The organism is Clostridium sp. ETTB3 (genome assembly GCF_053571985.1).
Genome location: NZ_CP199832.1, coordinates 1,266,724 through 1,293,037 on the forward strand (window position 1 = coordinate 1,266,724; position 26,314 = coordinate 1,293,037).

At 26.6% G+C, this 26,314-nt stretch carries 23 protein-coding genes and 1 other annotated feature; of the genes, 18 read left to right on the forward strand and 5 right to left on the reverse strand.

Translation table 11 applies throughout. The annotated features are described in order from the left end of the window. Positions 1 to 81: 81 nt before the first annotated feature. Genes hypF through hypE form a run of 4 tightly spaced genes read left to right on the forward strand, consistent with a single transcriptional unit; the run spans position 82 to position 4,722 of the window. Positions 82 to 2,361 (forward strand): carbamoyltransferase HypF, encoded by a 2,280-nt coding sequence (gene hypF / locus ACUN06_RS06170; protein ID WP_331891582.1) that lies wholly within the window; start codon positions 82 to 84, stop codon positions 2,359 to 2,361. 13 nt (positions 2,362 to 2,374) lie between these two features. Further along, positions 2,375 to 2,620 (forward strand): HypC/HybG/HupF family hydrogenase formation chaperone, encoded by a 246-nt coding sequence (locus tag ACUN06_RS06175; RefSeq protein ID WP_291735756.1) that lies wholly within the window; start codon positions 2,375 to 2,377, stop codon positions 2,618 to 2,620. Further along, entirely contained in the window at positions 2,607 to 3,686 is a 1,080-nt protein-coding gene (gene hypD / locus ACUN06_RS06180; RefSeq protein ID WP_291735752.1) for a hydrogenase formation protein HypD, read from the forward strand. The genes ACUN06_RS06175 and hypD overlap by 14 nt, the downstream gene beginning before the upstream one ends. A gap of 22 nt (positions 3,687 to 3,708) precedes the next feature. After that, positions 3,709 to 4,722 carry a hydrogenase expression/formation protein HypE gene (gene hypE, locus ACUN06_RS06185; RefSeq protein WP_449390222.1) on the forward strand — a complete coding sequence of 338 codons (1,014 nt, stop codon included), beginning with the start codon at positions 3,709 to 3,711 and terminating at the stop codon, positions 4,720 to 4,722. 72 nt (positions 4,723 to 4,794) lie between these two features. On the opposite strand, the gene ACUN06_RS06190 is transcribed toward hypE, so the two are convergent. Further along, positions 4,795 to 5,289, reverse strand: a complete 495-nt coding sequence (locus tag ACUN06_RS06190; RefSeq protein ID WP_294161016.1) for a hypothetical protein — start codon at positions 5,287 to 5,289, stop codon at positions 4,795 to 4,797. 339 nt (positions 5,290 to 5,628) lie between these two features. On the opposite strand from ACUN06_RS06190, the gene ACUN06_RS06195 reads away from it, so the two are divergent. The 6 genes from ACUN06_RS06195 (at position 5,629) to deoD (ending at position 14,300) form a co-directional block, all read left to right on the forward strand. Further along, on the forward strand, positions 5,629 to 5,928 hold the full coding sequence (locus tag ACUN06_RS06195) for an ATP-dependent Clp protease adaptor ClpS (RefSeq protein ID WP_291735680.1): 300 nt from the start codon (positions 5,629 to 5,631) through the stop codon (positions 5,926 to 5,928). A gap of 3 nt (positions 5,929 to 5,931) precedes the next feature. Next, on the forward strand, positions 5,932 to 8,175 hold the full coding sequence (gene clpA / locus ACUN06_RS06200; RefSeq protein WP_294367175.1) for an ATP-dependent Clp protease ATP-binding subunit ClpA: 2,244 nt from the start codon (positions 5,932 to 5,934) through the stop codon (positions 8,173 to 8,175). Positions 8,176 to 8,300: 125 nt separating this feature from the next. Then, positions 8,301 to 8,543: a binding site (T-box leader), on the forward strand. Positions 8,544 to 8,782: 239 nt separating this feature from the next. Next, positions 8,783 to 11,425 (forward strand): valine--tRNA ligase, encoded by a 2,643-nt coding sequence (locus ACUN06_RS06205; RefSeq protein WP_449390223.1) that lies wholly within the window; start codon positions 8,783 to 8,785, stop codon positions 11,423 to 11,425. A 202-nt stretch (positions 11,426 to 11,627) separates the two neighbouring features. Continuing rightward, positions 11,628 to 11,855 carry a DUF3892 domain-containing protein gene (locus ACUN06_RS06210; RefSeq protein WP_291732860.1) on the forward strand — a complete coding sequence of 76 codons (228 nt, stop codon included), beginning with the start codon at positions 11,628 to 11,630 and terminating at the stop codon, positions 11,853 to 11,855. 209 nt (positions 11,856 to 12,064) lie between these two features. Beyond that, positions 12,065 to 13,360: a bifunctional folylpolyglutamate synthase/dihydrofolate synthase gene (locus tag ACUN06_RS06215; protein WP_449390224.1), complete on the forward strand. Its 1,296-nt coding sequence runs from the start codon at positions 12,065 to 12,067 to the stop codon at positions 13,358 to 13,360. A gap of 229 nt (positions 13,361 to 13,589) precedes the next feature. Continuing rightward, positions 13,590 to 14,300 (forward strand): purine-nucleoside phosphorylase, encoded by a 711-nt coding sequence (gene deoD, locus ACUN06_RS06220; protein ID WP_291732857.1) that lies wholly within the window; start codon positions 13,590 to 13,592, stop codon positions 14,298 to 14,300. 45 nt (positions 14,301 to 14,345) lie between these two features. On the opposite strand, the gene ACUN06_RS06225 is transcribed toward deoD, so the two are convergent. Continuing rightward, positions 14,346 to 14,597 (reverse strand): TIGR03905 family TSCPD domain-containing protein, encoded by a 252-nt coding sequence (locus ACUN06_RS06225; protein WP_291732855.1) that lies wholly within the window; start codon positions 14,595 to 14,597, stop codon positions 14,346 to 14,348. Between the two features lie 151 nt (positions 14,598 to 14,748). Between ACUN06_RS06225 and ACUN06_RS06230 the strand changes: the two genes are divergently transcribed. Continuing rightward, complete coding sequence (locus ACUN06_RS06230; protein ID WP_291732854.1) at positions 14,749 to 15,624, forward strand: YncE family protein; 876 nt, start codon at positions 14,749 to 14,751, stop codon at positions 15,622 to 15,624. Here ACUN06_RS06230 and ACUN06_RS06235 read toward each other — a convergent pair. Together ACUN06_RS06235 and ACUN06_RS06240 are read right to left on the reverse strand one after the other, a co-directional pair. Continuing rightward, positions 15,621 to 16,154, reverse strand: coding sequence for a DUF4364 family protein (locus ACUN06_RS06235; protein WP_291732852.1), 534 nt, complete (start codon positions 16,152 to 16,154; stop codon positions 15,621 to 15,623). The two genes, ACUN06_RS06230 and ACUN06_RS06235, sit on opposite strands and share 4 nt — an antisense overlap. Positions 16,155 to 16,324: 170 nt before the next feature. Further along, positions 16,325 to 17,089 carry a polysaccharide deacetylase family protein gene (locus ACUN06_RS06240; protein ID WP_449390225.1) on the reverse strand — a complete coding sequence of 255 codons (765 nt, stop codon included), beginning with the start codon at positions 17,087 to 17,089 and terminating at the stop codon, positions 16,325 to 16,327. A 289-nt stretch (positions 17,090 to 17,378) separates the two neighbouring features. Here ACUN06_RS06240 and ACUN06_RS06245 point away from each other — a divergent pair, with 289 nt between their 5' ends. After that, positions 17,379 to 18,047: a single-stranded DNA-binding protein gene (locus ACUN06_RS06245; protein WP_291732848.1), complete on the forward strand. Its 669-nt coding sequence runs from the start codon at positions 17,379 to 17,381 to the stop codon at positions 18,045 to 18,047. Between the two features lie 25 nt (positions 18,048 to 18,072). Here ACUN06_RS06245 and dapD read toward each other — a convergent pair whose 3' ends face one another. Further along, a complete protein-coding gene (gene dapD, locus ACUN06_RS06250) occupies positions 18,073 to 18,783 on the reverse strand; it encodes a 2,3,4,5-tetrahydropyridine-2,6-dicarboxylate N-acetyltransferase (protein WP_291732847.1) in 711 nt (236 codons plus the stop codon). Positions 18,784 to 18,963: 180 nt separating this feature from the next. Between dapD and ACUN06_RS06255 the strand changes: the two genes are divergently transcribed. The 6 genes from ACUN06_RS06255 (at position 18,964) to ACUN06_RS06280 (ending at position 26,305) form a co-directional block, all read left to right on the forward strand. Further along, the gene (locus ACUN06_RS06255; protein ID WP_291732846.1) at positions 18,964 to 20,103 is read left to right on the forward strand and encodes a pyridoxal phosphate-dependent aminotransferase; all 1,140 of its coding nucleotides are present in this window, start codon (positions 18,964 to 18,966) and stop codon (positions 20,101 to 20,103) included. A gap of 469 nt (positions 20,104 to 20,572) precedes the next feature. After that, a complete protein-coding gene (locus ACUN06_RS06260) occupies positions 20,573 to 21,490 on the forward strand; it encodes an ABC transporter permease (protein ID WP_291732845.1) in 918 nt (305 codons plus the stop codon). Positions 21,491 to 21,504: 14 nt separating this feature from the next. Then, on the forward strand, positions 21,505 to 22,473 hold the full coding sequence (locus tag ACUN06_RS06265) for an ABC transporter permease (RefSeq protein ID WP_291732843.1): 969 nt from the start codon (positions 21,505 to 21,507) through the stop codon (positions 22,471 to 22,473). A 12-nt stretch (positions 22,474 to 22,485) separates the two neighbouring features. Then, positions 22,486 to 23,493: an ABC transporter ATP-binding protein gene (locus ACUN06_RS06270; protein ID WP_291732841.1), complete on the forward strand. Its 1,008-nt coding sequence runs from the start codon at positions 22,486 to 22,488 to the stop codon at positions 23,491 to 23,493. Beyond that, the gene (locus ACUN06_RS06275) at positions 23,493 to 24,473 is read left to right on the forward strand and encodes an ABC transporter ATP-binding protein (protein WP_294397137.1); all 981 of its coding nucleotides are present in this window, start codon (positions 23,493 to 23,495) and stop codon (positions 24,471 to 24,473) included. Before ACUN06_RS06270 ends, ACUN06_RS06275 begins: the two co-directional genes overlap by 1 nt. Positions 24,474 to 24,649: 176 nt before the next feature. Beyond that, positions 24,650 to 26,305 carry a peptide ABC transporter substrate-binding protein gene (locus ACUN06_RS06280; protein ID WP_449390226.1) on the forward strand — a complete coding sequence of 552 codons (1,656 nt, stop codon included), beginning with the start codon at positions 24,650 to 24,652 and terminating at the stop codon, positions 26,303 to 26,305. The last annotated feature ends 9 nt before the right edge of the window (positions 26,306 to 26,314 follow it).

Genomic DNA, 26,314 nt, shown 5'->3' on the forward strand with positions numbered 1-26,314 from the left:
TTATAACTGTATTAAAATTGAAAAAATAGAAAAAACAGTGATATAATTTAATTGAGAATTATAAAAGCTAGGAGTATAAACATGGGCAAGATAAGAAAAATTATTGAGATTTATGGAATTGTGCAAGGGGTTGGATTTAGGCCTTTTGTTTATAATTTAGCATCAAAAAATAATTTAACGGGACATGTTAATAATAATAGCAATGGAGTTTTTATAGATATTCAAGGAGAAAAGGATAATATTAATGAATTTATTATAGAATTAAGAGAAAATCCTCCGGAATTAGCAAGAATAAATGAAATACGAATAAGGAATAAAAATGTGAATAAAAAATATGTAAAATTTGATATAAAGTTTACTGAAAATAATTTAAATCCAACAACATATATTTCACCAGATTATTCTATTTGTGATAAGTGTAAAGAGGAGATTTTTGATGAAAAAAGTAAGAGATACAGGTATCCATTCACTAATTGTACATGTTGTGGACCAAGATTTACAATAATAAAAAAATTACCTTATGATAGAGTTTCAACAACAATGAATGAGTTTGAAATGTGTGAAGCTTGTAAAGCTGAATATGATAATCCAAGTAATAGAAGGTTTCATGCTCAACCTAATGCATGCCCAAATTGTGGTCCTAAGGTATTTTTGAAAAATAAAAATGGAGAATTATTAAATTATAGTGATTGTTTGAAAGAAACAGCCAAATTTCTTAAGAAAGGTGAAATAATAGCAATTAAAGGATTAGGAGGATTTAATTTATCTTGTGATGCTAAAAATGAAAAAAGTATAAGATTATTAAGGGAGAGAAAGCAGAGGCCTAGTAAACCATTAGCTGTAATGATGAAGGATATAGAAACTGTAAGAAAATATTGTGATTTAAGTGAAGAAGAAGAGAAGATACTATTAAGTAATAAAAGACCTATTATTCTTTTAAGAAAGAAAAAAAATTACAGTTTACCAGAAAATTTAGCACCTAATAATAAGATGATAGGTGTTATGCTTCCATATACTCCATTGCATTATTTAATTTTTAATAATGATTTAGATGTTTTAGTAATGACTAGTGCTAATATGAGTGGAGAACCTATAATTTATAAAAATGATGAAGCTTTAAGAAAATTAAGGAATATTGCAGAATATTTTCTTTTACATAATAGAGAAATTTATATTAATATAGATGATTCAGTAACTAGATATATTTTAAAAAATGAAAGATTGATAAGGCCAGGGAGAGGTTATGCACCTAATAGTATTTTAATGAAAAGTGAAATTGAAATTTTAGCATTAGGATCTCAATTAAAAAATACAATAAGTATTAGTAATGGTACTGATATTTTTATAAGTGAATATATAGGAGATATAGAAAATAAGGAAACTATAAATAATTTTCAAAAGGTAATTAAACATTATTTAGAAATATATAAAGTTAAACCAAAAGTTATAGTTTATGACAAACATCCTGGATTTGTTTATAAACAATTAAACCTTGAAGAAGATCTTAACTTACATTATTGTATTAAATATATAGAAACACAACATCATCATAGTCATATTGTAAGTTGTATGGTTGAAAATAAAATTGATGAAAAGGTTATTGGAATTGCTTATGATGGAACTGGGTATGGAGATGATAAAAAAATATGGGGTGGAGAATTTTTTGTATGCAATAAAAAAATATATAAAAGAATTGGACATTTAGAATATTTTAAGTTGCCAGGAGGGGAAAGTGCTATTAAAAATCCATGGAAAATAGCAATTTCATTACTATATAAAGTATATAAAGATAAATATATTGAATATGTTCCTAAACATATTAATAGTAATAAAATTAATATAATAAAAAAAATGATAGATAAAAATATTAATTCACCAGAAACATCAAGCATAGGAAGATTATTTGATGGAGTTTCTGCTTTATTAGGATTAATACAAGAAGTTTCATTTGAGGGTGAAGCTGCTATTAATTTAGAAAATATAAGCAATGAAAAAATAAATGATTTTTATAAATATAATATAAGCAATGAAGAAAATATATTAATTATAAAATTAAATGATTTTATAAGAGAAATTATTGATGATATAAGATTAAAGATTAGTAATGATATCATAAGTGCAAAGTTTCATAATACTATAGTTGAAATAACTAATGATATGGCAAAAAAAATAAGAAAAATAAGTAATATAAATGTTGTAGCATTAAGTGGTGGAGTATTTCAAAATAAAATATTATTAGAAAAAACAGTTAAAAAATTAGAAGAGAGCGGATTTAATGTATATACTAATAAAATTATTCCCTGTAATGATAGTGGAATTAGTTTAGGGCAATTAGTAATTGCTAATGAAATGTTTATTTGAAAGGAGAAATTGTATGTGCATAGCAGTACCAGCAAAAATAGATTTTATAAATGATGATGAAGCAATTGTAAATTATGGTGGGGTAAAAATGAATGTTAATATTACATTTATTAATGAACCTAAAATAGGAGATTATGTATTAGTTCATGCAGGATGTGCAATTCAAAAAATAGATGAAGATTATGCAATTGAAACCTTAAAAATATTTAAAGAACTTAGTGAAGCAATTAAGGAGTGTAAAAACAATGGAAATGCTTAATGGTTTTAAAGATAGTAAGCTTTCAATGAATTTAATAAATAAAATAAAAAATGAAAAAAGTGAAAAAATTTCTATTATGGAGGTTTGTGGAACACATACTAATGTTATATTGAAAAGTGGAATAAAAAGCTTGCTTCCTAATAATATAAAATTAATAAATGGGCCAGGATGTCCTGTATGTGTTACATCACAAGGGTATATTGACACTGCTATTGAATTAACTAACAGAAAAAATATAATTATTACAACCTTTGGAGATTTAATGAAAGTTCCAGGTAAGGATAGTACTTTAAATAAGGAAAAAGCTTTGGGAAAAGATATAAGAGTTGTTTATTCACCTTTAGATAGTATAAAAATAGCAGAAGATAATCCTAATAAAGAGGTTGTTTTTTTAGCAATTGGATTTGAAACAACAGCACCAATTATTGCATTAAGTATAGAGATAGCACAAAGTAAAAAGATAAGAAATTTTTCTATTTTAAATAGTTTAAAAACTATGCCACAAGCAATGGAAAGTTTAGTTTTAAATCCAAATTTAAAAGTAGATGCATTTTTATGTCCAGGTCATGTAGCTACTATAATTGGAGAGGAGCAATTTAAAAACTTAGCTTTAAAATATAAGATTCCAATGGTTATAACAGGATTTGAAATAAATGATATTTTAGCATCCATATGTAAAATTGTTGAAATGAAAAATAAATGTGAAAATGAATTAGTTAATTTATATAGTAGGTTTGTAAAAAAAGAAGGAAATATAAATGCAATTAATATAATATATGAGGTTTTTAATGAATGTGAAAGTTATTGGAGAGGACTTGGAAAAGTAAATAATGCAGGATTAGAAATAAAAGAAAAATATAAGGAATTTGATAGTTTAAGTAAATTTAATATTAGTTTTTTAAAAGAAAATGATAATAAAGGGTGTTCTTGTGGAGAAGTATTAATTGGGTTGAAGGAACCAAGGGAATGTAAATTGTTTGGAACTGTATGTACCCCACTAACACCAATAGGAGCATGTATGGTATCAGAAGAGGGAGCATGTTCAGCTTACTATAAATATTGTTGATAAGTAAGGGAAGGGAAATTATATGAGCAGTGAAGTTATAGGTTTAAGTCATGGTAGTGGGGGAAAAGCAACTAATAAATTAATAAATAATTTATTTTATAAATATTTTGACAATGATATATTAAATCAAAAAAATGATTCAGCTGTATTACCAGCTATAAATAATAAAATTGCTATATCTACAGATTCGTTTGTTATAAAGCCAATATTTTTTAATGGAGGAGATATAGGAAAACTTTCAATTTGTGGTACAGTAAATGATATTTCAATGAGTGGAGCTACACCAATATATATTTCAGTTGGATTTATAATAGAAGAGGGATTTGAAATAAGTGAATTAGAAAAAATAGTAAAGTCAATGGCTGATACAGCTAAGGAAGCAGGGGTGAAAATAGTAACAGGAGATACTAAAGTTGTAGAAAGGGGAAGTTGCGATAAGATTTATATAAATACAACTGGAATAGGAATTATAAGTGATGAAAAACACTATTATTCTGGAAATATGGTTAAGGATGGAGACATAATATTGCTTAGTGGAACAATTGGAGAACATGGAATGTGCATAATTAATCAGCGATATGATTTTGGGTTTGATGTAAAAATAAAAAGTGATTGCTGTCTTTTAAATAAACTTATTAAAGATATTTTATCTGTAAGTGATAAAGTTAAAGTTTTACGAGATCCAACAAGAGGTGGGGTTGCAACAACATTAAATGAAATAATAGAGCATAGTAATATTAGTATGGAAATAAGGGAAAACTGTATTCCTGTAAAGAAAGAAGTAGCAGCTATGTGTGATATTTTAGGTTTTGATCCTCTTTATGTAGCAAATGAAGGCAAATTATTAGTAATTGTTGATAAGGAAGATGCTGAAGCAGTACTTAATATTATGAAAAAAAATAAAGTCGGTAAGGATTCAGTTATATTAGGACAAGCTATTCAAGATGGGAAAAATAAATTATATTTAAAAACTGAACTTGGAGGTAAAAGAATTATAAGTATGCCTGATGGAGAATTATTAGTAAGGATATGCTAATTAAATTAAAATGACAAATAGTAAAATGAATTACCATTTGTCATTTTTTTTATTTAAATTACAATTAATTTATTAACGTAAAATTGACTTAATGCAATTAATAGCTCTTTTATTATTTGAAGTTTCTATATATATAGAATTATCTTCACCAAGGTATGAAGAATATATATCTAGATTTTCAGATAATTTACAGTATATTTTAGCAAAAATATTTTTTGAATAAGAAGGTAAATATATTTTTAATATTTTACTTGAAACATAATCAATACACCATTTATTTAATAAGCATTCAACAGTTCTTACATCATTAGATGTTTGTTTTTCATTATTACCTACAACAAAATTAAATAAGTTACAATTATCATGAAGGTTTAAATAAGAATATCCGTTTAATGAAATTTTTTCACATTCTAGTGTGGATAATAAATCACAAATAGTATCTGAATCAGTTATAATTGAAATTTGAATTCTTTCTTCAATATGAATATCATTACATGAAAAATCATTTGGACAGGAACTTAAGTTTTCGTTAGAGTAATCAAATGAATTTATAAAAGAATTTAACATTATATCATCTCCGCATAATCTTTTGTTTTATTAGGTTATAATACATAATATGAAGTTATATAAAAAACGTTCAAATATATAAAATATAATTAAATAAAATTAACATTTGTGCATTTTTATTAGAGTTTATTAAGAAAATTTTAAATTTATTTAAAGTTAAAGGTAAGTATTATTTATTAATATTTAAAAATAAAGATTGGAATATTAATTTCTGATCTTTATTTTTATTAAAGAATATATAATTTTAAAGTAATATTATATAATATTGATATTGATTAATAACATTTATATAATTATTATAAAGGAATTAAAATAATAATTTATTAGGAGAAACAAGTAATGGAGAATGGTATTGCAACAATAAACAAAGAAAAGATAAAAGTGAAAAAACCAAGTCTTTATAAAGTTATTATGCATAATGATGATTTTACTACAATGGAATTTGTAGTTGAAGTTTTAAGAAAGGTATTTAATAAAGATTTAAATACATCAAATAAAATAATGATGGATGTTCATAAAAGAGGAATAGGAATAGTTGGAGTATATCCATATGATATAGCTGCAACAAAAGTTGCAATTGCCTTAGGTATGGCTAAAGAAGAAGGGTTTCCTTTTAATATAACAATTGAGGAGGAGTAATATATGCAGATTTCAGGAGAGGTTAATGATATAATTTTAAAAGGTTATGAGCTAGCAAAAGGTAATAAGGATGAATTTGTAACAGCTGAACATTTATTATATGGAATTACATTTGTAGAAAGATTTATAAATGCATTATCAAAATTAAATGGTAGTGCTGTAAATTTAAGAAAAAAGTTAGATGAATATATTAGTGAGTACATTGAGGAAGGAGATGTAGAAGGGCCAATTGAAAGTTATAGTTTTCAACAAGCTATTATAAAAGCAAGTGAGCATGCCGTATTTTCAAGTCAAAAGAGTATTACTATGGAACATTTAATTTCTGCCATTTATGATTTGGAAAATAGTTATGCTTCATATTATCTTCAAGAAGAAGGAATAGAAAAAAGAGATTTGCTATATAAGCTTTGTCATGAAGAGAATGAAGATGATGAGTATATGGAAGAAGGGTTAATTTCTGAAGGGGATGAAGAAATTAATATGGATGAAGAAAATACAAAAAATAAAGGAACTTTATTAAAGACATTAACTATTAACTTAAATGAAATTGTGAAAAATGATAATAGTGATCCTTTAATAGGCAGAAAGGATATTTTAGAGAGAACTATACAAATATTATGTAGAAGAAATAAAAATAACCCTATACATGTAGGAGAACCTGGTGTAGGAAAAACTGCAATAACGTTAGGATTAGCAAGGCTTATAAATAAAGGAGAAGTTCCAGAAAAATTAAAAAATGCTGAGATATTTTCTTTAGATATAGGAGCAGCATTAGCAGGCACTAAATATAGAGGAGACTTTGAAGAAAGAATAAAGAAGGTATTAAATGAAATTCAAACTCATGAAAATCCAATTGTTTATATTGATGAAATTCATAATATTGTTGGAGCTGGGTCTATAGATGGTGGTTCTTTAGATACATCTAATTTATTAAAGCCTTATTTAGTAAGTGGGAAAGTTAAGTTTATTGGTGCAACAACTTTTGATGAATATAAAAAATATTTTGAAAAAGATAAAGCATTAACTAGAAGATTTCAAACTATTGAAGTTAAAGAAACAACGGTAGAAGAAACTATTAAAATATTAAATGGATTAAAGAGTAATTATGAAAATTATCATAATGTAAAATATAGTGATAATGCTATTAAGCTTGCTGTAGAACTAAGTAATAAGTATATAAATGATAGGTTTTTACCTGATAAAGCTATAGATATTATAGATGAAGCAGGTTCATATATTTCTATGAATAGAAGAGATTCAAATGAAGTAATTGTTGATGAAAAAATTATAGAGGAAGTTATATCAAAAATATGTCATATACCGAAAAATACTGTTGAAAAAGATGAAATTTCTTCATTAAAAGAATTAGAAGAAAATCTAGAAAAAAATATATTTGGACAAGATATGGCTATTCATGAAATAGTAAGATGTATAAAAACTTCAAGGGCTGGTCTTAATAATGAAAATAAACCTATAAGTTCACTTCTTTTTGTTGGACCAACAGGTGTAGGAAAAACAGAAGTAGCAAAAACATTAGCAGATAGTTTAGTGGTTAAACTTATTAGATTTGATATGAGTGAATATGCAGAAAAACATGCTGCAGCAAAGCTTATAGGGGCTCCTCCAGGTTATGTAGGATATGAAGAAGGTGGATTATTAACTGATACAATAAGAAAAAATCCATATTGTGTTTTATTATTAGATGAAGTAGAAAAAGCTCATCCAGATATATTAAATGTGTTGCTTCAAGTAATGGATTATGCAACATTGAGTGATAATCAAGGAAGAAAGGCTGATTTTAGAAATGTTCTTTTAATTATGACTTCTAATGCAGGAGCTAAGGATATTGGTAAATCAGTTATTGGATTTGGAGATAGAATTATTAAGGGTGAAGCTATTAAGGAAGAAATTAAAAAATTTTTTACGCCTGAATTTAGGAATAGACTTGATAAAATAGTAGTGTTTAATAATTTAAATGAGGAAATGGCATTAAATATTGCAAAAAGAGAATTAGATAAATTTAATGAGATTTTATCAAAGAAAAATGTTAAGGTTAATTTTGATGATAAGTGTATTGACTTTGTTGCCAAAAAGGGAATATCACAAGAATATGGAGCTAGGGAAATTATTAGAGTTATAAATCAAGAAATTAAGCCTATGTTTGTAGATGAAATATTGTTTGGAAAATTAAGTGATGGTGGGGAAGTTGCTGTTACTGTTAATAATGATAAATTTATTTATAGCTAACTAGGAAGTATAGTAAAATTTCTTCATATGTATATTATATTTTTAATATAATAATGGTTAATAAAAATATTATAGATTTGTTGACAATAGTAAAAAAATATCATAATATAAATACAAATAAATATTTAAAAGCAGTGATAAAGAGGAGTAAGGAATAGGACGTATTAAGAGAGGAAGGTCTAGGCTGTAAGCCTTCTATATAGAATATCCTGAAGGTAGCTTTTGAGTTTCTTTGGTGAAATAGTAGTAATCAAAGACGGCATTCTAGTCGTTATTTAATTGAGATCTAAGTGATTAAATAATATTATATATATATTGTAAAAAATCATTTAGAAATAAAGGTGGTACCACGAGTCTTCGTCCTTTTTTAGGATTAAGGCTCTTTTTTTTTAGCTTATACTATTTCATAAGTATATAAAGTAATGGAATAGAGTTAAAAATAAAATTATGGATATTATAATTAAGGTAATAATTTTTTATGAAATAAAATGTAATTTTAATATTTAAATAAATGTCTTAAAGTATTTGTTATAAAAATTTAAATTTGTAAAGTGGTCTTTATATAAGAACTTTAAATATATAAAAAACTATTCAGGAGGTTTTAGTGATGGAAGAAAAGAAGAATTTAGCCACAACATATAATCCAAAAGAATTTGAAGAAAGAATTTATAAAACATGGGAAGAAAAAAAATATTTCACTCCTGTTGTTGATAAAACTAAAAAGCCATTTTCAATAGTGATGCCGCCACCGAATATAACTGGTAGACTTCACTTAGGGCATGCACTTGATAATACACTTCAAGATATGTTAATAAGATTTAAAAGAATGCAAGGTTACTGTACTTTATGGTTACCAGGACAAGACCATGCTTCAATCGCAACTGAAGTTAAAGTTGAAAATGAATTATTGAAACAAGGTTTAGTTAAAAAGGAAATGGGAAGAGAAGCATTCCTAGAAAAGGTTTGGGAATGGTCTGATGAATATAGAGGTCACATAAGAGAACAACTTAAAAAGATGGGTGTTTCTGCTGATTTCTCAAGAGAAGCATTTACAATGGATGAAAATTTAAATAAAGCAGTAAGAACTGTATTTGTTAAGTTATATAATGAAGGTCTTATATATCAAGGAAATAGAATAACTAACTGGTGTCCAAAGTGTACTACAGCATTATCAGATGCAGAAATTGAATATGAAGAAAAAGAAGGTAGCTTCTGGCACATAAACTATCCTTTAGCTGATGGTTCAGGGTATTTAGAAATAGCTACTACAAGACCAGAAACATTATTAGGAGATACTGCAGTTGCAGTTAACCCAAATGATGAAAGGTTTAAGCACATTATTGGTAAAACATTAAAATTACCTTTAACTGATAGAGAAATACCAGTTGTTGGTGATGATTATGTTGATATGGAATTTGGTACAGGAGCAGTTAAAATAACACCAGCTCATGACCCTAATGACTTTGAAGTTGGTAAGAGACATGATCTTCCAATAATAAGAGTAATGGATGACCACGGTGTAATTAATGAATTAGGTGGAAAATATCAAGGATTAGATAGATATGAAGCTAGAGAGCAAATGGTTAAGGAATTAGAAGAGCAAGGATTACTTGTTAAAGTTAAACCACATACTCATAATGTTGGAACACATGATAGATGTGGAACTGTTGTTGAACCTATAGTTTCAAGACAATGGTATGTTAAAATGGCTGATTTAGCAAAACCAGCAATAGATGTAGTTAGAAATGGAAAAACTAAGTTTGTTCCAGAAAGATTTGATAAAATATACTTCAATTGGATGGAAAACATTCAAGATTGGTGTATTTCAAGACAATTATGGTGGGGGCATAGAATACCTGTATTCTATTGTAATGATTGTAATAATATGATGGTTGAAGTTGATGCACCATGTAAGTGTTCAAAGTGTGGTTCTGAAAACTTAAGACAAGATGAAGATGTACTTGATACTTGGTTCTCATCTGCATTATGGCCTTTCTCAACTTTAGGATGGCCTGAAAAAACAGAAGATTTAGATTTCTTCTATCCAACTAATGTTTTAGTTACTGGATATGATATTATATTCTTCTGGGTTGCTAGAATGATATTCTCAGGAATACACAACATGGAAGAAACTCCATTTGATACAGTATTAATTCACGGTATAATAAGAGATGCTCAAGGAAGAAAGATGAGTAAATCTTTAGGAAATGGTGTTGATCCACTAGAAGTTATTGATGAATATGGTGCAGATGCATTAAGATTCATGCTTGTTACTGGTAACTCTCCAGGTAATGATATAAGATATATACCAGAAAGAGTTGAAGCAGCAAGAAACTTTGCTAATAAGATGTGGAATGCATCAAGATTCGTTATGATGAACTTAGATGCAGAATTAATGAACAAGTATGCTTATTGTAAGGAATATAGCTTAGCTGACAGATGGATATTATCTCAAATGAATACTTTAGTTAAAGAAGTAACTGAAAATATGGAAAAATATGAATTAGGAATTGCTCTTCAAAAAGTTTATGACTTTATGTGGACTGAATTCTGTGACTGGTATATAGAACTTGTTAAGCCAGTATTCTTTAGTGATGATGAAAAAGCTAAAGGCGTAGTATATAATGTATTATATACTGTATTAACTACAGGATTAAAATTATTACACCCAGTAATGCCATTCATTACAGAAGAAATATACACTACTTTAACAGATGGAGAATCTATAACAATTTCTTCATGGCCAGAATATTTTGAAAATTTAGCAGATAGCAAAGCAGAAAAAGATATGGAATTTGTTATAGAAGCTATTAAGGGATTAAGAAATGTAAGAGCTGAAATGAACGTTCCACCATCAAGAAAAGCAAAAGTAATTTGCTATATTTCTGATGAAGCAAAAGAAGCATTTACTGCTGGAATTCCTTATATGGAAAAGTTAGGTTCAGCTTCAGAAGTTGAATTTATAACTGATAAATCATTAGTTCCTGAAAATGCAGTATCATTAGTAGTTAAGGGTGGAGAGTTATTTATGCCACTTTTAGACTTAGTTGATAAGGAAAAAGAATTAGAAAGATTAAATAAAGAAAAGAAAAAATTAGAAGGTGAAGTAACAAGAATAGAAAAGAAACTTTCTAATGAAGGATTCGTATCTAAAGCTCCAGAAGCAGTAATAAATGGTGAAAAAGAAAAGTTAGTTAAATATAAAGAAATGCTTGATGCAGTATTAGTTAGAATAGATACTTTAAAATAATAAATAATTAATAAAAAAGCAAGAAATAAATTTTTATACTTTATTTCTTGCTTTTAATTTTTAAATTGTTAAGCTAAATTCTTAATTTATATTTTAATTTAATGTAATAATTTTTATTTATTATAATTTTAGTATTAAGAAAATAACTTACAATGAATAAAAATATTTACTTTGCAGAAAATAAAATTAAGAGGTGAATAATATGAGTAATAAAATAGTTGAAACAATTAAAGATAGTAGCGGTGAAATAAAACAATATGTATTAGAAAATGGCACAACAATAGATAAAGCACAAGGAGTTGAAATGGCTAAAAAAGGGCAAATTGATGGAGTAATCATTGCTCATTCTAAAAAAGGCGAAGAATATTTAAGAACTAAGCCTGATGGAACACAAGGAAATAATTTATCATCTATGTCTAAAGAAGAGTAAATATATATTAATACAATAAAAAATTAATAGGTTAAAATACCATCTAATAAAACTAATTTAAGCTTTGTTAGATGGTATTTTTATATAAATTTAAAAAACTATATGTGTATATAATATTAAACTAGCTAAAGTATTAGATAATTTTGCATTTTAATTAAATATAATTTATATTTAATAATATAAATTAAAAAAATAATATGAGGTAAGTTATGAAATACGAAGAAGCAATGAAATATATAACTGAAGTTGGTAACTTTGGGTCAAATTATGGATTAGAAAGAACGTATAAATTACTAGAGCACTTAGGCAATCCTGAAAGAGATTTAAAGCTTATACATATTGCAGGAACAAATGGAAAAGGTTCTACAACTTCAATGATAACAGAAATATTAATGGGGGAAGGATACAAGGTTGGAATGTATACTTCACCATTTATAGAAGAGTTTGAAGAAAGAATTCAAATTAATAGAAATAATATTCCAAAAGAGAGCTTAGCTATTTTAATGGATGAGATTAAAGTAGCAGTAGATAAAGTAATAGAAGCCGGATATAACCACCCTACAGAATTTGAAATAATTACTGTTTTAATGCTTTTATACTTTAAGAAAGAAAATATAGATTTTGGAGTTATAGAAGTAGGTTTAGGAGGAACGTTAGATTCTACTAATGTTATTAAACCAATAATTCAAGTAATAACTTCTATAAGTTTTGATCATACTAATCTTTTAGGAAATACCTTGGAGAAAATAGCTAGGGAAAAGGCTGGAATTATTAAAAAGGGAATTCCTACAGTAATATATCCTCAACAAGAAGAGGTTTTAAAGGTTATTAAAAATAAGTGTTTTGAGATGGATTCAGAACTTTATATTGCTAATAATGAAAATTTAAAGTTTGAAAATATAGTAAATTTAGATAAGCCGTATCAATTATTAAAATATAACAATGAAATTGATATATTATTACCTTTACTTGGAGAACATCAAATAATTAATTTAAGTGTTGCAATGCAAGCTATTGAAGTTTTAAATAATAAAAATATAATAGATATATCAATTGCTAATATAGTAAAAAGTATAAAAAATGTTAGCTGGAAAGGGCGTTTAGAAGTCTTATCAAATAATCCATATGTAGTTATAGATGGTGCACATAATATACAAGGAATAAAAACATTAAGTAGAAATATAAAAAAATATTTTAAATATGAAAATTTATATTTAATTTTAGGAATATTAGCAGATAAAGATGTTGAAGAAATGATAAAGATAATAACACCTATGGCTAAAAAAGTATATGCGGTTACGCCAAATTCAATAAGAGGTGAATTAGCAGAGAGTTTAAAAGATGAAGTAAGTAAATTTAATAAAAATTGTAAGGCATTTGATAAATATGAGGAAGCATATTTAGAAGCATTAAATGATGCTTCTGAAAAAGATCTTATATTAGCAAGTGGTTCACTTTATATGATAGGAGATATGAGAAAAATAATAAGAAAAATATCCCAATAAAGTGATTTTAAAAAAAGCTACAGTATTGATTTGTAGCTTTTTTTTATAGAAAATTCATAAGGACATATCTTTTTAGAAGATTTATTTTCAATTTATACACTTAAATAAAATACTCGTAAATAAGTATAAAATAAAAACAAAAAATAAAGTAAAAAACATAAACATTTACTATTAGAATAAAATATAATATAATTATGAATAATAAAGCAAATAAAGAGGAGGAGATTTTATGTCAAAACATTTACATATTATGGCGCCAGAAGGTGCAATTGCAGAAACAGTATTATTACCAGGAGATCCATTAAGAGCAAAATTTATAGCAGAAAATTTCTTAGAAGATGCTGTTTGTTATAATGAAGTTAGAGGAATGTATGGTTATACAGGTACTTATAAAGGAAAGAAAGTATCTATACAAGGTACAGGAATGGGATTACCATCTCATTCAATTTATGTTAATGAATTAATTAAGTTTTATGGAGCTAAAAGGCTTATAAGAATAGGATCAGCAGGTTCTTGTAATGAAGAGGTAAATGTAAGAGATATAGTTCTTGCTCAAAGTGCATCTACAAATTCTGGAATTAATAAAAGAAGATTTAATGGTCTTGATTATGCACCAACTGCTAATTTTGATTTACTATATAATGCTTATAATGTGGCAAAAACTAAGGGAGCTAATGTAAAGGTAGGAAATGTATTATCAAGTGATTTATTTTATGATGATACAAATCATTTTTCATTAAAGACATGGGCTGACTATGGAGTATTAGCTGTAGAAATGGAAACAGCAGAACTTTATACATTAGCAGCTAAAAATAATGTTGAAGCATTATCAATATTAACAATATCAGATCATATTTTTAAGGGAGAGGAAACTTCTCCAGAAGAAAGACAAACTACATTTACAGAAATGATGGAAATTGCTCTTCAATTAATAAAATAAATCAATAATAAAAATGCGACAAGAAAAAAACTTGGCGCATTTTTATTATTGATTAGAATTTTTATATTCTATTAAAGCTTTAGATAATTGATCTGGACAAGAAGTTCCTTTTCCTCTACAATCTATTCCTTTAAGTTTTTCTATAGCTTCATCAATATTCATTCCTTTAACTAATTGAGAAATTCCAAATAAGTTTCCAGGACAACCTCTAACGAATTCAACACTTTCAATAATATTATTTTTAACTTCTACATTTATTTCTGTAGCACATACTCCAGATGTCTTATAAGTAAACATAATAATCCCTCCAATGTATAAATTAATTACTGTTTTATTATATATTGATAATTGATAAAAATAAAGTAAAACAATGAAAATTCCTGTAGTAGCCAAGTAAATAAAATTTGCATATATTAAAATACATAGAAGTTTTAGAGGGGGTGTATTGTTGAATTCTATAATTTTATGCAATACAGGTGCTGATTTACTTTCAATAATAAATTTAAAGTCTTTGGAAATAAAAAAAATACTATTCAGCTTATCAGAAACACCAGTTGGACCTCATAGTATAAGAGTTTATGAAGATAAAATTATTAGTGCTAATAATTATAATGATTCAATATCAATTTTTTTAAAAAGTTCAATGCAGGAAATTAAAAATATTAGTGTAGGACCTAAACCTAATGATTTAGTACAAATTAATAATAAAATATATACAATTTGTGGAGAATCTAATTCTATAGTTGTGTATGATTTATTACAGAATAGAGTATTGTGGGAAATTAAAACTGGAAGTTGGCCTCATAGCATTGATTATTGCAATGAAAATAATTTAATATTTGTATCAAATTTAGAAGAAAATTGTACTAATATAATACGTGTAAAAGATTATCATATAGTTAAGACCCTCTCAACTCCAGAATATCCAATCAAAGTAAAGATATCTAATAATAAAAAGTTTATTTATATATGTGAAAGTTATTTAGGAAGTGATGAAAATGGATATTTAGATGTTTTTTCAATAGATACATTTAAAAGAGTAGCAAGAATTGAAGTTGGAACATCACCAATAGATTTATATGAAGATATAAATCATATTTATGTTACAAATTTTACAGAAGGAAGTATTAGCATAATTAATAAAGAAAAATATTGTGTAGAAAAAACACTATATATTGGTGGAATGCCTAAAGGTATTTTAAAAAAGGATAACAAACTATATATTGGAGATTATTTAAAAGGGCGATTAATTATATTAGAAAAAAATAAAATAGAAAAAATCATAGCAGTTGATTCGGAACCAAATGCTATGATCTTATTTTAATTTTCTTCATTAAAAAGCACTTGAACAATCTTAGTATAAATATCTGAAGGATTTTCCTTCCATCTTGCACAAAGATTTGAAGCTTGCTTTTTTGTTGGAACAGAAATTTTTAAATCTATAAGTAAAATTTCATCTTCAAGGGCTTTTAAATCAACAATAAAAGAATTATTTTTTTCAATTGTGTAATCACTATGAATAGTTAATTCTTTTTTTATGTTATCAATTGTTTTTGAGATATAATTATCTATTATATCTCTTTTTATTGGAGAAATTCTTTCATTAAAGAAAGATAAAACATTTTCTCCTTTTTTTGTGATTGTAATTAATTTTTTATTATTTTTTTCAACATATCCTACAAATTCAGATGATTCTAATTCACTAATATACTGTTGTAAAGTGAAATAGTTAATAAAATTATTTTCTAATATAATTTCGGTAAGTTGAGTTTTTGAAATAGGTTGTTTTAATGACTGTATAACATATAATACTAATAATTTATTCTCTGCTAATTCTGCTGAATTTTCGTACATAATTAACCTCCATTATGAAAGTGTCTATATTATTATATCATAAATTTAAGGATATGGAATATTGTAGTTATAATAATATATTTTTAAATTTAAATTTGAAAATATATATTAATAAAAAATATTTAAATATTAAAGTAGTTAATTTGAAAAATCAGCTTAATTTTGTTATTTTAATTACTTTTATGTTGAATACCATTATCATCAATAGAACCATTTTTATATATAATTTCACTTATAGTTTTAAATTTATACCCATCATTAGATAATTTTAATATTATTTTATCAAGATTACCTGGTGTGTATTTAGCATTGTTATGAAATAATATTATATCACCGGGTTTAACTTTTTTTATAATTCTATTATATTCTATATCTGCTCCGGCTTCTTTGTAGTCTATAGAATCCAAGTTCCATTGGATGCAATTATAGCCCATTGATTCTACCTTAGTTAATGATGATTCATTAAAATCACCACTAGGAAATCTAAATATTTTACTATTAATTCCTGCAATATTATTAAATATTTTTTCTGTTTTATTTAACTCTTCTTCTATTTGTTCATTAGAAATTTTACTAAACATTGGATGAACATAGCTATGATTTCCTATTTCATGACCAGCATTTTTTATAGCAATAAAATTTTTGGTGTTGTTTTCATTATAAGTTATCCATTTTCCAATTATGAAAAATGTTGCTTTAACATCATATTTATCTAATATTTTTAATATATCTTCTAAATAATCATTTTCAGCCCAATTAATATCAAATGTAAGTGCTATTTCTTTTTCTGTTGTATCAACACTATATATGGGAAGCTTTTTATTAAATAAATATGTGACTGGCTTAGAAATTAAGCTAAAATTATGTAAATAAAAAATGACTGTTACTAAAAAAATACTTATAAAAGAAATAAACATTTTTTTATAATAATTCATAAAAAACACTCCTTATAGTAATAAATAAGATATATATATTATGTTTATAAATTTAAAAATATATTAATTTTAAAATACAAAAGATTTGGATTTGGTAAATTTATTATTTATTAGAAAAGTATTATAAGTAAAAATATTTTATAAATGAAAAAGATAAACAAAATTTAAAATATTTATTATAAAAATATTGAAAGTTATAATGGATTTGTATTATAATGGAAATAAATCCTTGATATGATTGTGCAGCAATAAGAATTTTATTTAATTACTAAGGGAGAGAGGGGTAAAGATGGACAATTTGATGTTAAATAACAAGATTTATCTTGAAGGAAAAGTTGTAAGCGGTATGGAATTTAGTCATGAGATGTATGGGGAAGGTTTTTATACTTTCCTATTGGAGGTAACAAGATTAAGTGATTCTGTAGATTTATTAAATATTACAGTATCTGAAAGACTTATAAGTAACATGGATTTATCTATAGGTAAAGAAATAGTAGTTTTAGGTCAATTAAGATCTTATAATAAATTTGTAGATGGCGCAAACAAGTTAATATTAACAGTTTTTGCTAGAAATATAGAACCATGCATAGAAAAAAGTAAAAATCCAAATGAAATATTCTTAGATGGATATATATGCAAGGAGCCAGTTTATAGAAAAACTCCATTTGGAAGAGAAATTGCAGATGTGTTATTAGCTGTAAATAGAGCATATAATAAATCTGATTATATTCCAACTATTGCATGGGGAAGAAACTCAAGATTCTGTCAGACTTTAGAAGTTGGAGATAATATAAGAGTATGGGGAAGACTTCAAAGTCGTGAATATCAAAAGAAGATAAGTGAAAATGAAGTTGTTAAAAAAGTGGCTTATGAAGTTTCAATTTCTAAAATGGAAAAGGTTTCTGATGAAGAAGCTAAAAATAAGGATAATACAAATCATACTGAAGGTGCTGTATAATAAAAAACTCCCAAAAGGGAGTTTTTTACTTTCTTAAATCATCTAGGATTTGAGTTTTATCTTTAGTTTTATCATCTACATTTTTAATAATTCTTGCAGGAGAACCAGCAACAACAACTCCAGCAGGTACATCTTCTGTAACAACAGAGCCAGCAGCAACAACAGCACCAGCACCTATTTTAACACCTTCAAGAATAACAGCATTAGCACCTATTAAAGCATCATCACCTATTTGACAAGGTTCTTTACTTGGTGGTTCTAAAACACCAGCAACAACAGCACCAGCACCTAAATGAACTCTCTTACCAAGTTGACCTCTAGCTCCAATAACTGCATTCATATCAACCATTGTTCCTTCACCAATTTCAGCACCTATATTAATTACAGCACCCATCATGATAACTGCATTTTTACCAATTGAAACTCTATCTCTAATTATAGCACCTGGTTCAATTCTAGCATCAATTGATAAAAGATCTAACATTGGAATAGCTGAATTTCTTCTATCATTTTCAACTCTGAAAGTTTTTATTTTGTGTTTATTTGCTAATATTATTTCAGTAATTGCATCTGTTTCACCAAATAATATATAAAAATTACCACTTCCATAATATTCGATATTTTCAAGTGAAGCTTCACTTAAATCTCCATTAACATAAACTTTTACAGGCGTTGTCTTTTTTGAATCTTTAATGAATCTTGCGATTTCATATGGATCAGTTAAATTATAATTCATAAAATCATCCTTTCTGCATTATGCCCCAAAATTTTACCTAAGCATATATAATTATAATAGAATCACAGAGGATTTTAAAGAGACATTAGTAAAATAGTAGAAAAAACTTTACTCAATAGAGTATTTACTATAAAATTACTTAAAGAATAATGAGTTTTTAGAGCTAAGGGGGTATACTTAATGAATGATAATATTAAAAATGTTCAAATATCAGGTATTAGAAAATTTTATAATGAAGTACAAAAAGTTGAAAATGCTATTTCATTAACTTTAGGTCAACCAGATTTTGAATTACCAAAAGCTATTAAAGAGGGCTTAATTAAAGCAATTGATGAAAATAAAACAACATATACAAGTAATGCAGGGATAATTGAATTAAGAGATGAAATAAGCAAATATTTAAGAACTAAGGATATTTCATATGAGAGTAATGAAATTTGTATAACAGTTGGTGGAAGTGAAGCATTATTCAACATATTTACTGCATTAATAAATAAAGATGATAAAGTTTTAATTCCAACACCTGCCTATCCAGCATATGAAAGTATTGTTACTATGTTAGGTGGTAAAGTTGTTAATTATTCATTAGATGATGAATTTAAAATAAGTGTTAGTGATATAGAAGATAAAATTAAAACTATGAATATAAAATATTTAGTTTTATCATTACCAAGTAATCCAACAGGTGCAATATTATCTAAAGAAGAAAAAGAAAAATTTATTAATATAATAAGAGCTAATGATATTATTGTTATTACAGATGAAATATATGAAGCATTATGCTATGAAAAATATTATAGTGTAGCACAATGTGATGATATAAAACAAAAGATAATATATGTTGGTGGATTTTCAAAGATGTTTTCTATGACAGGATTAAGAATAGGTTATTATGCATGTTGTAGTGACTTAATGAATGAAATAATAAAAGTTCATCAGTATAATGTTTCATGTGCACCATCAATTTGTCAATGGGCTGTATACAATGGATTGAAAAATGGATTAAACGATGTTGAATACATGAAAAATGTTTTTAGTAAAAGAAAAGAGTTTGTAGTTAATAGACTAAAGGAAATAGGATTAGAAGTTGTTATACCAAAGGGAGCATTTTATGTTTTTCCATCAATAAAGCAATTTAATATGAAATCAGAAGAGTTTGCATTAAGGCTTCTTAAGGAAGAAAAAGTAGCATGTGTACCAGGTTCGGCATTTGGTAAAGGTGGAGAAGGATATTTAAGATTATCTTATTGTTATTCTGATGAAGAATTAGAAGAAGGTTTAAAAAGAATAGAAAGATTTATAAAAACTTTAAATAAATAATAAAGATATAGGATATTATGTTTATAAGTAAAAAATAAATATAATATCCTATATTTATTATTAAGAAATAAGCTGAGAAAATTTAAGAAAATTAGATATAGCAAGTGAAATAAAAAAATAAATCAAAATATGTTCGCTCTAGACAGTATAAAATTTAAAAAATGTCTGTTTAAATTTTAAAAAATATGAATTTAAATAAAAAATAATTTATTAAATAAATTTCCAAAGAAAAAACTTATAATTATAAATTAAATTGTGTAAAATGTCTAAAACAGTAAATAAAAACGTTTACTATAGTATAAAGAGAATATTACCATATTACAAATAAATTGAATATATATTTAATAATATAGTAATTTATAAAGAAAAAAATTAACAATATATTTTGACAAAAAGAATAAATATACTATAATTAATATAAATTGTTAATATTTAGCTTTTTTTAAAATGGATGGGGGGTTGTACACAAATGCTAAAGTATATTGGAAAAAGAATTTTAACTAGTATAGTTACAATTTGGGCAGTAATAACAATTGTGTTCTTTCTTGTAAGAATTATGCCAGGAGGACCTTTTGAAGGTGAAAAAATTACTGCAGAAATGAAACAGGTATTAAATGAAAAATATGGATTAGATAAACCTATAGGTGAACAATATATTATCTATATGAAAGGTTTATTAAAAGGTGATTTTGGACAATCAATGAAATATAAAGGTAGAGAAGTTATTGATACTATAGAAAATGGTTTTCCAAAATCAGCTAAAATAGGGGCAATTGCAATAGTAGCATCTGTAGTTGTTGGTATATTACTTGGTGTTATTGCGGCATTAAATGCAAATAAATGGCCAGATAGAATATGTATGATAATAGCTACTTTAGGAATTACAATACCAAGTTTTGTTATTGGATCATTATTGATATTTATATTTACAGTAAAATTAAAATTATTAGGGGCTACAGGTATTAACAAGCCAGAAAATTACATAATGCCAGTAATTGCATTATCAGGAAGTTCTATGGCTTTTATAACTAGATTAACAAGAAATAAGTTAATTGATGTATTAAAATCAGATTATATTAGAACTGCAAAAGCTAAAGGGCTAAGTGGTAGAAAAGTAATATTTAAACATGCATTAAGAAATTCATTAATTCCAGTAGTAACATATTTAGGACCATTAACAGCAGGTGTACTTACTGGTTCGTTTGTAGTTGAAAAAATATTTGCTATTCCAGGATTAGGTAATGAATTTACATTAACAATAACAAATAGAGACTATACAGCTTTATTAGGTGTTTTAGCTTTTTATTGTACATTTATAGTAATTTGTAATTTAGTTGTTGATTTACTATACGTTTTAGTAGATCCAAGAATTAAACTTGAAGCATAAAAGGAGGAGAAATAATGGAGAACTTAATTGAAGAAAATCTAGATATAAACATTAATAGCAGTTTATTTTCTCCTTTAAGTATGGAAGAAAAAAAATCTGAAGATGTAATAAGACCAAGTGTTGGTTATTGGGCTAATGCGTGGAGAAGATTAAATGAAAATAAAGTAGCATTATTTTCATTAGTTATGATTGTTATAATTATTTTATTTGCAATATTTGGACCAATCCTTATAGAAAAGTTATATGGATTTACTTACAAGTCAACAGATAAAACAGCTTCTAATTTATGGCCAAATGCTCAACATTGGTTTGGTACTGATAACTTAGGTAGAGATTTATTTGTAAGAGTTATGTATGGTGCAAGATATTCATTAATAATTGCTTTTGCAGCATCAGTTTTAAATCTTGTAATTGGAGTTTTATATGGTGGTATTGCAGGTTTTTTAGGTGGGAAAGTTGATAATATAATGATGAGAATTGTAGATATTTTATATTCAATTCCTACATTAATATATGTAGTTTTATTAATGAGTGTATTAAAAAAGGAAGGTTCAAGTGGAATGTTTGCTATTATAGTTGCAATGGCAATTTCTTCTTGGGTTGGTATGGCTAGAATAGTTAGAGGGGATATACTTCAATTAAAACAACAAGAATTCGTTTTAGCTGCTAAAACATTAGGTGCATCAAAAACAAGGATTTTATTAAGGCATTTAATTCCTAACTGCTTAGGCTCAATTATAGTAACGATGACTTTATTTGTTCCTTCTGCTATATTTACTGAAGCATTCTTAAGTTATATTGGTTTAGGCTTAAATGCACCATTAGCATCGTTAGGAACATTAGCAAATGATGCTAAAGGTTTATTACCGACACAGCCTTACCAATTATTATTCCCAGCTGCAATGATTTGTTTAATCATTTTAGCATTTAACTTATTTGGTGATGGATTAACTGAAGCTTTAGATCCAAAGCATCAAAAATAGGAGGAGAAATATATGAGTAAATTATTAGAAGTTAAAGATTTAAAAACATCATTTAAGACTCATATTGGAGATGTACAATCTGTAAGAGGAGTATCTTTTCATTTAGAAAAAGGAGAAGCTCTTGGGGTTGTTGGTGAATCAGGATGCGGTAAATCTGTAACAATGATGACTATAATGAGACTTTTAGGTGAAAATGCAAAAATTAATGTTGAAAAAATTATATTTGATGATAAGGATATAACTAAACCTACAGAAAAATTAATGCAAACTATAAGAGGAAATGATATGTCAATGATTTTCCAAGATCCAATGACATCATTAAATCCATTATTTACTGTAGGAGATCAATTAACAGAGCATTTAATAAAACATAAAAAGATATCTAAAAAGGAAGCAAATGAAAAAGCAATTAAAATGCTTGATATGGTTGGAATACCTAGCCCGGAAAAGAGATTAAAACAATATCCTCATGAATTTTCAGGAGGTATGAGACAAAGAGTTATGATTGCAATGAGCTTAATATGTGAACCTAAGCTTATAATTGCAGATGAACCAACAACAGCACTTGATGTAACTATTCAAGCACAAATATTAGATTTGATGAAGGACTTAAAAAGTAAATTAGATACGTCAATAATATTAATAACTCATGATTTAGGGGTAGTTGCTGACCTTTGTTCAAGAATTAATGTTATGTATGGTGGGTTAATTGTTGAAGAAGGAACTACAGAAGATATATTTTATAGAGGAAGGCATCCTTATACATGGGGACTTTTAAGAAGTGTTCCTAATCCAAAGAGTGAATTAAAAGAAAAATTAGTTCCAATTGAAGGACAACCACCAGATTTATTAAAACCACCTATTGGATGTCCATTTACAGCAAGATGTGATTATGCTATGAAAATTTGTAAGGAAAAACAACCACCTTTATTTGAAATAAGTAATGGGCATAGAGCAGCTTGTTGGCTATGTCATAAAAATGCACCAAAGGTTGAATCACCAATAGGGAGGGAAGAGTAATGGAAAATAAAAATGACGTTATTTTAGAGGTTAAAAACCTTTGTAAATACTTCCCTGCAAACAAAGGATTATTTTCAAAAAAGAGCTTTGTTAAAGCAGTAGATAATGTTTCTTTTTCAATAAAAAAAGGGGAAACTTTAGGATTAGTAGGAGAATCAGGATGTGGTAAAACTACTACAGGAAGAACTATATTAAAATTATATGAACCAACTTCAGGTCAAATAATTTTTAATGGACAAGATATAACAAAATTAAGTGAAAAGCAGATGGTATCTTTAAGAAAAAATATGCAAATGATTTTCCAAGATCCATATGCATCATTAAATCCTAGAATGACAGTGGGGGACATCATTGGAGAAGCAATAGATATTCATGGACTTTTTAAAGGTAAGGAAAGAGAAGAAAGAATTAGATATTTATTAAATAAAGTTGGATTAAATGGAAGCCATATTAATAGATATGCACATGAATTTTCAGGTGGACAAAGACAAAGAATAGGTATAGCAAGAGCATTAGCTGTTCAACCAGATTTTATAGTATGTGATGAACCAATTTCTGCACTAGATGTTTCTATTCAAGCACAAGTAATAAATATGCTTGAAGAATTACAAGAAGAATTTGGATTAACATATTTATTTATTGCACATGACCTTTCAATGGTTAAACATATATCAACTCATATAGGGGTTATGTATTTAGGACAAATGGTAGAAAAGGGACCAGCAGATGATGTGTATATGAAACCAAAACATCCATATACTAAGGCACTTTTATCAGCAGTTCCTATACCAGATCCAAAGGTTGCTAAAGCTAATAAGAGAATAGTTCTTGAAGGAGATATACCATCACCAATAGACCCTCCACCAGGATGTAGATTTAAAGGTAGATGTAAAGAGGCAATGAAAATATGTTCAGAAGTAAATCCAGAGCTTAAGGAAGTAGAGACAGGACATTTTGTTGCATGTCACTTATATAAATAGTTAACTTAATCTGACTAATAATAGTCAGGTTAAGTAATATGTTTTAGTTACTTATTTTAAAAAAATATAAAAACATAAATCTTTAAAAATTTGTTATTTTAATTAAGATTTAGAAGTTAAGTTATCAATTGCATTAAGCAATTTATATAAATAAAAAAACAAGGGGGAAAATTGAAATGAAAAGTTCAAAGTTAAAGAAGTTATGTGCAGTTGTTTTAGCTGCAACATTATCTACTTCTCTATTTATTGGCTGTGGTGATAGCTCTGCTAAGGGTGGAAGTAGTTCTTCTAATCAACAACTAGTATTTAATTTAGGGGAGGATCCAGAAACTATGGATCCAACATTAAACAATTCTTCAGGCGCAGGAACAATGATTTTAAATGCCTTTGAAGGTTTAATGGTACTTAATGAAAATGACCAGCCAGTAGAAGGTGCGGCTGAAAGCTATGAAGTTTCAGAAGATGGATTAGTTTATACTTTCAAATTAAGACAAGATGGTAAATGGTCTGATGGAGAATCTGTAGTAGCTGATAACTTTAAGTATTCTTGGTTAAGAGCATTAAATAAAGAAACTGCAGCTGAATATGCTTATCAGTTATTTTACATTAAAAATGCAGAAAAGTTCTATAATGGTGAAGCTTCAGCTGAAGAAGTTGGAATTAAAGTACTTGATGATTATACATTAGAAGTAACTTTAGAAACTCCAACATCATATTTCTTACAATTATGTGCATTTACAACTTATGTTCCTTTAAGAGAAGATATAGTATCTGCTAATCCAGAAGGATGGGCTACTAAGCCAGAAACTTATATTTCTAATGGTGCATTCAAATTAGTTAAATGGGATATGAAAGATCAATTAGTTTTCGAAAAAAATGAAAACTACTGGGATAAGGATAGCGTTAAATTAGATACTTTAACTTTTAAATTAGTTTCAGATGAGACTACTGCATATTCAGAATTAAAAGCAGGAAACTTTGATATAGTTAATTCTGTACCAACAAATGAAATTGAGCCAGGTATAGAAGAAGGATTAGTTCATGTTAATCCTAAATTAGGAACATATTACTTTGCAATCAATGTTGGAAAACAAGATACATTAAATGAAGATGTTAAGAAAGCATTAAGTAATAAGTTAGTTAGACAAGCATTAAATCTTGCTATTGACAGACAAGAAATAATTGATAATGTTGGTAAGGCAGAACAAGTTCCTGCATACAGTTTTGTTCCAAAAGGTATTATTGATGAAAATGGCAATGAATTTGCTTCAAAAGAATATTATGATCCATCAGATATGGAAGGTAATAAAGAAAAAGCTAAAGAATTATTAAAAGAAGCTGGATACGAAAATGGACAAGGGATTCCAACAATTGAGTTAATGTATAACTCTGAAGGTCCCCATAAAGATATTTGTCAAATTATCCAACAAAATTGGGAAAAAATTGGTATTAATGTTGAATTAACTAACCAAGAATGGGCTGTATTCTTAAATAGCAGACAACAAGGTGATTATCAAATTGCTAGACATGGTTGGATTGGAGATTATGTAGATCCAATGACATTTTTAGATTTATGGGTAACTAATGGTGGAAATAATGACTGTGGATTTAGTAATGCTAAATATGATGAATTAATTGCTGCTGCTAAAATTGAAACAGATTCTGCTAAGAGACTTGAAATGTTAAGACAAGCAGAAGATATTTTAATGGATGAAATGCCAGTATTACCAATTTACTATTATACTACAGTAATGGCTTGGAATGATAATGTAAAGGGAGTTAATATTTCTACATTAGGTAAAATATCATTTAAATATGCCTATAAGGAATAATATTAAAGA

Excerpts from the sequence above, each read along its gene's own strand:
- hypF (WP_331891582.1), top strand. The coding sequence starts at position 82 with ATGGGCAAGATAAGAAAAATTATTGAGATTTATGGAATTGTGCAAGGG.
- ACUN06_RS06175 (WP_291735756.1), top strand. The coding sequence starts at position 2,375 with ATGTGCATAGCAGTACCAGCAAAAATAGATTTTATAAATGATGATGAA.
- hypD (WP_291735752.1), top strand. The coding sequence starts at position 2,607 with ATGGAAATGCTTAATGGTTTTAAAGATAGTAAGCTTTCAATGAATTTA.
- hypE (WP_449390222.1), top strand. The coding sequence starts at position 3,709 with ATGAGCAGTGAAGTTATAGGTTTAAGTCATGGTAGTGGGGGAAAAGCA.
- ACUN06_RS06190 (WP_294161016.1), bottom strand. The coding sequence starts at position 5,289 with ATGTTAAATTCTTTTATAAATTCATTTGATTACTCTAACGAAAACTTA.
- ACUN06_RS06195 (WP_291735680.1), top strand. The coding sequence starts at position 5,629 with ATGGAGAATGGTATTGCAACAATAAACAAAGAAAAGATAAAAGTGAAA.
- clpA (WP_294367175.1), top strand. The coding sequence starts at position 5,932 with ATGCAGATTTCAGGAGAGGTTAATGATATAATTTTAAAAGGTTATGAG.
- ACUN06_RS06205 (WP_449390223.1), top strand. The coding sequence starts at position 8,783 with ATGGAAGAAAAGAAGAATTTAGCCACAACATATAATCCAAAAGAATTT.
- ACUN06_RS06210 (WP_291732860.1), top strand. The coding sequence starts at position 11,628 with ATGAGTAATAAAATAGTTGAAACAATTAAAGATAGTAGCGGTGAAATA.
- ACUN06_RS06215 (WP_449390224.1), top strand. The coding sequence starts at position 12,065 with ATGAAATACGAAGAAGCAATGAAATATATAACTGAAGTTGGTAACTTT.
- deoD (WP_291732857.1), top strand. The coding sequence starts at position 13,590 with ATGTCAAAACATTTACATATTATGGCGCCAGAAGGTGCAATTGCAGAA.
- ACUN06_RS06225 (WP_291732855.1), bottom strand. The coding sequence starts at position 14,597 with ATGTTTACTTATAAGACATCTGGAGTATGTGCTACAGAAATAAATGTA.
- ACUN06_RS06235 (WP_291732852.1), bottom strand. The coding sequence starts at position 16,154 with ATGTACGAAAATTCAGCAGAATTAGCAGAGAATAAATTATTAGTATTA.
- ACUN06_RS06240 (WP_449390225.1), bottom strand. The coding sequence starts at position 17,089 with ATGAATTATTATAAAAAAATGTTTATTTCTTTTATAAGTATTTTTTTA.
- ACUN06_RS06245 (WP_291732848.1), top strand. The coding sequence starts at position 17,379 with ATGGACAATTTGATGTTAAATAACAAGATTTATCTTGAAGGAAAAGTT.
- dapD (WP_291732847.1), bottom strand. The coding sequence starts at position 18,783 with ATGAATTATAATTTAACTGATCCATATGAAATCGCAAGATTCATTAAA.
- ACUN06_RS06255 (WP_291732846.1), top strand. The coding sequence starts at position 18,964 with ATGAATGATAATATTAAAAATGTTCAAATATCAGGTATTAGAAAATTT.
- ACUN06_RS06260 (WP_291732845.1), top strand. The coding sequence starts at position 20,573 with ATGCTAAAGTATATTGGAAAAAGAATTTTAACTAGTATAGTTACAATT.
- ACUN06_RS06265 (WP_291732843.1), top strand. The coding sequence starts at position 21,505 with ATGGAGAACTTAATTGAAGAAAATCTAGATATAAACATTAATAGCAGT.
- ACUN06_RS06270 (WP_291732841.1), top strand. The coding sequence starts at position 22,486 with ATGAGTAAATTATTAGAAGTTAAAGATTTAAAAACATCATTTAAGACT.
- ACUN06_RS06275 (WP_294397137.1), top strand. The coding sequence starts at position 23,493 with ATGGAAAATAAAAATGACGTTATTTTAGAGGTTAAAAACCTTTGTAAA.
- ACUN06_RS06280 (WP_449390226.1), top strand. The coding sequence starts at position 24,650 with ATGAAAAGTTCAAAGTTAAAGAAGTTATGTGCAGTTGTTTTAGCTGCA.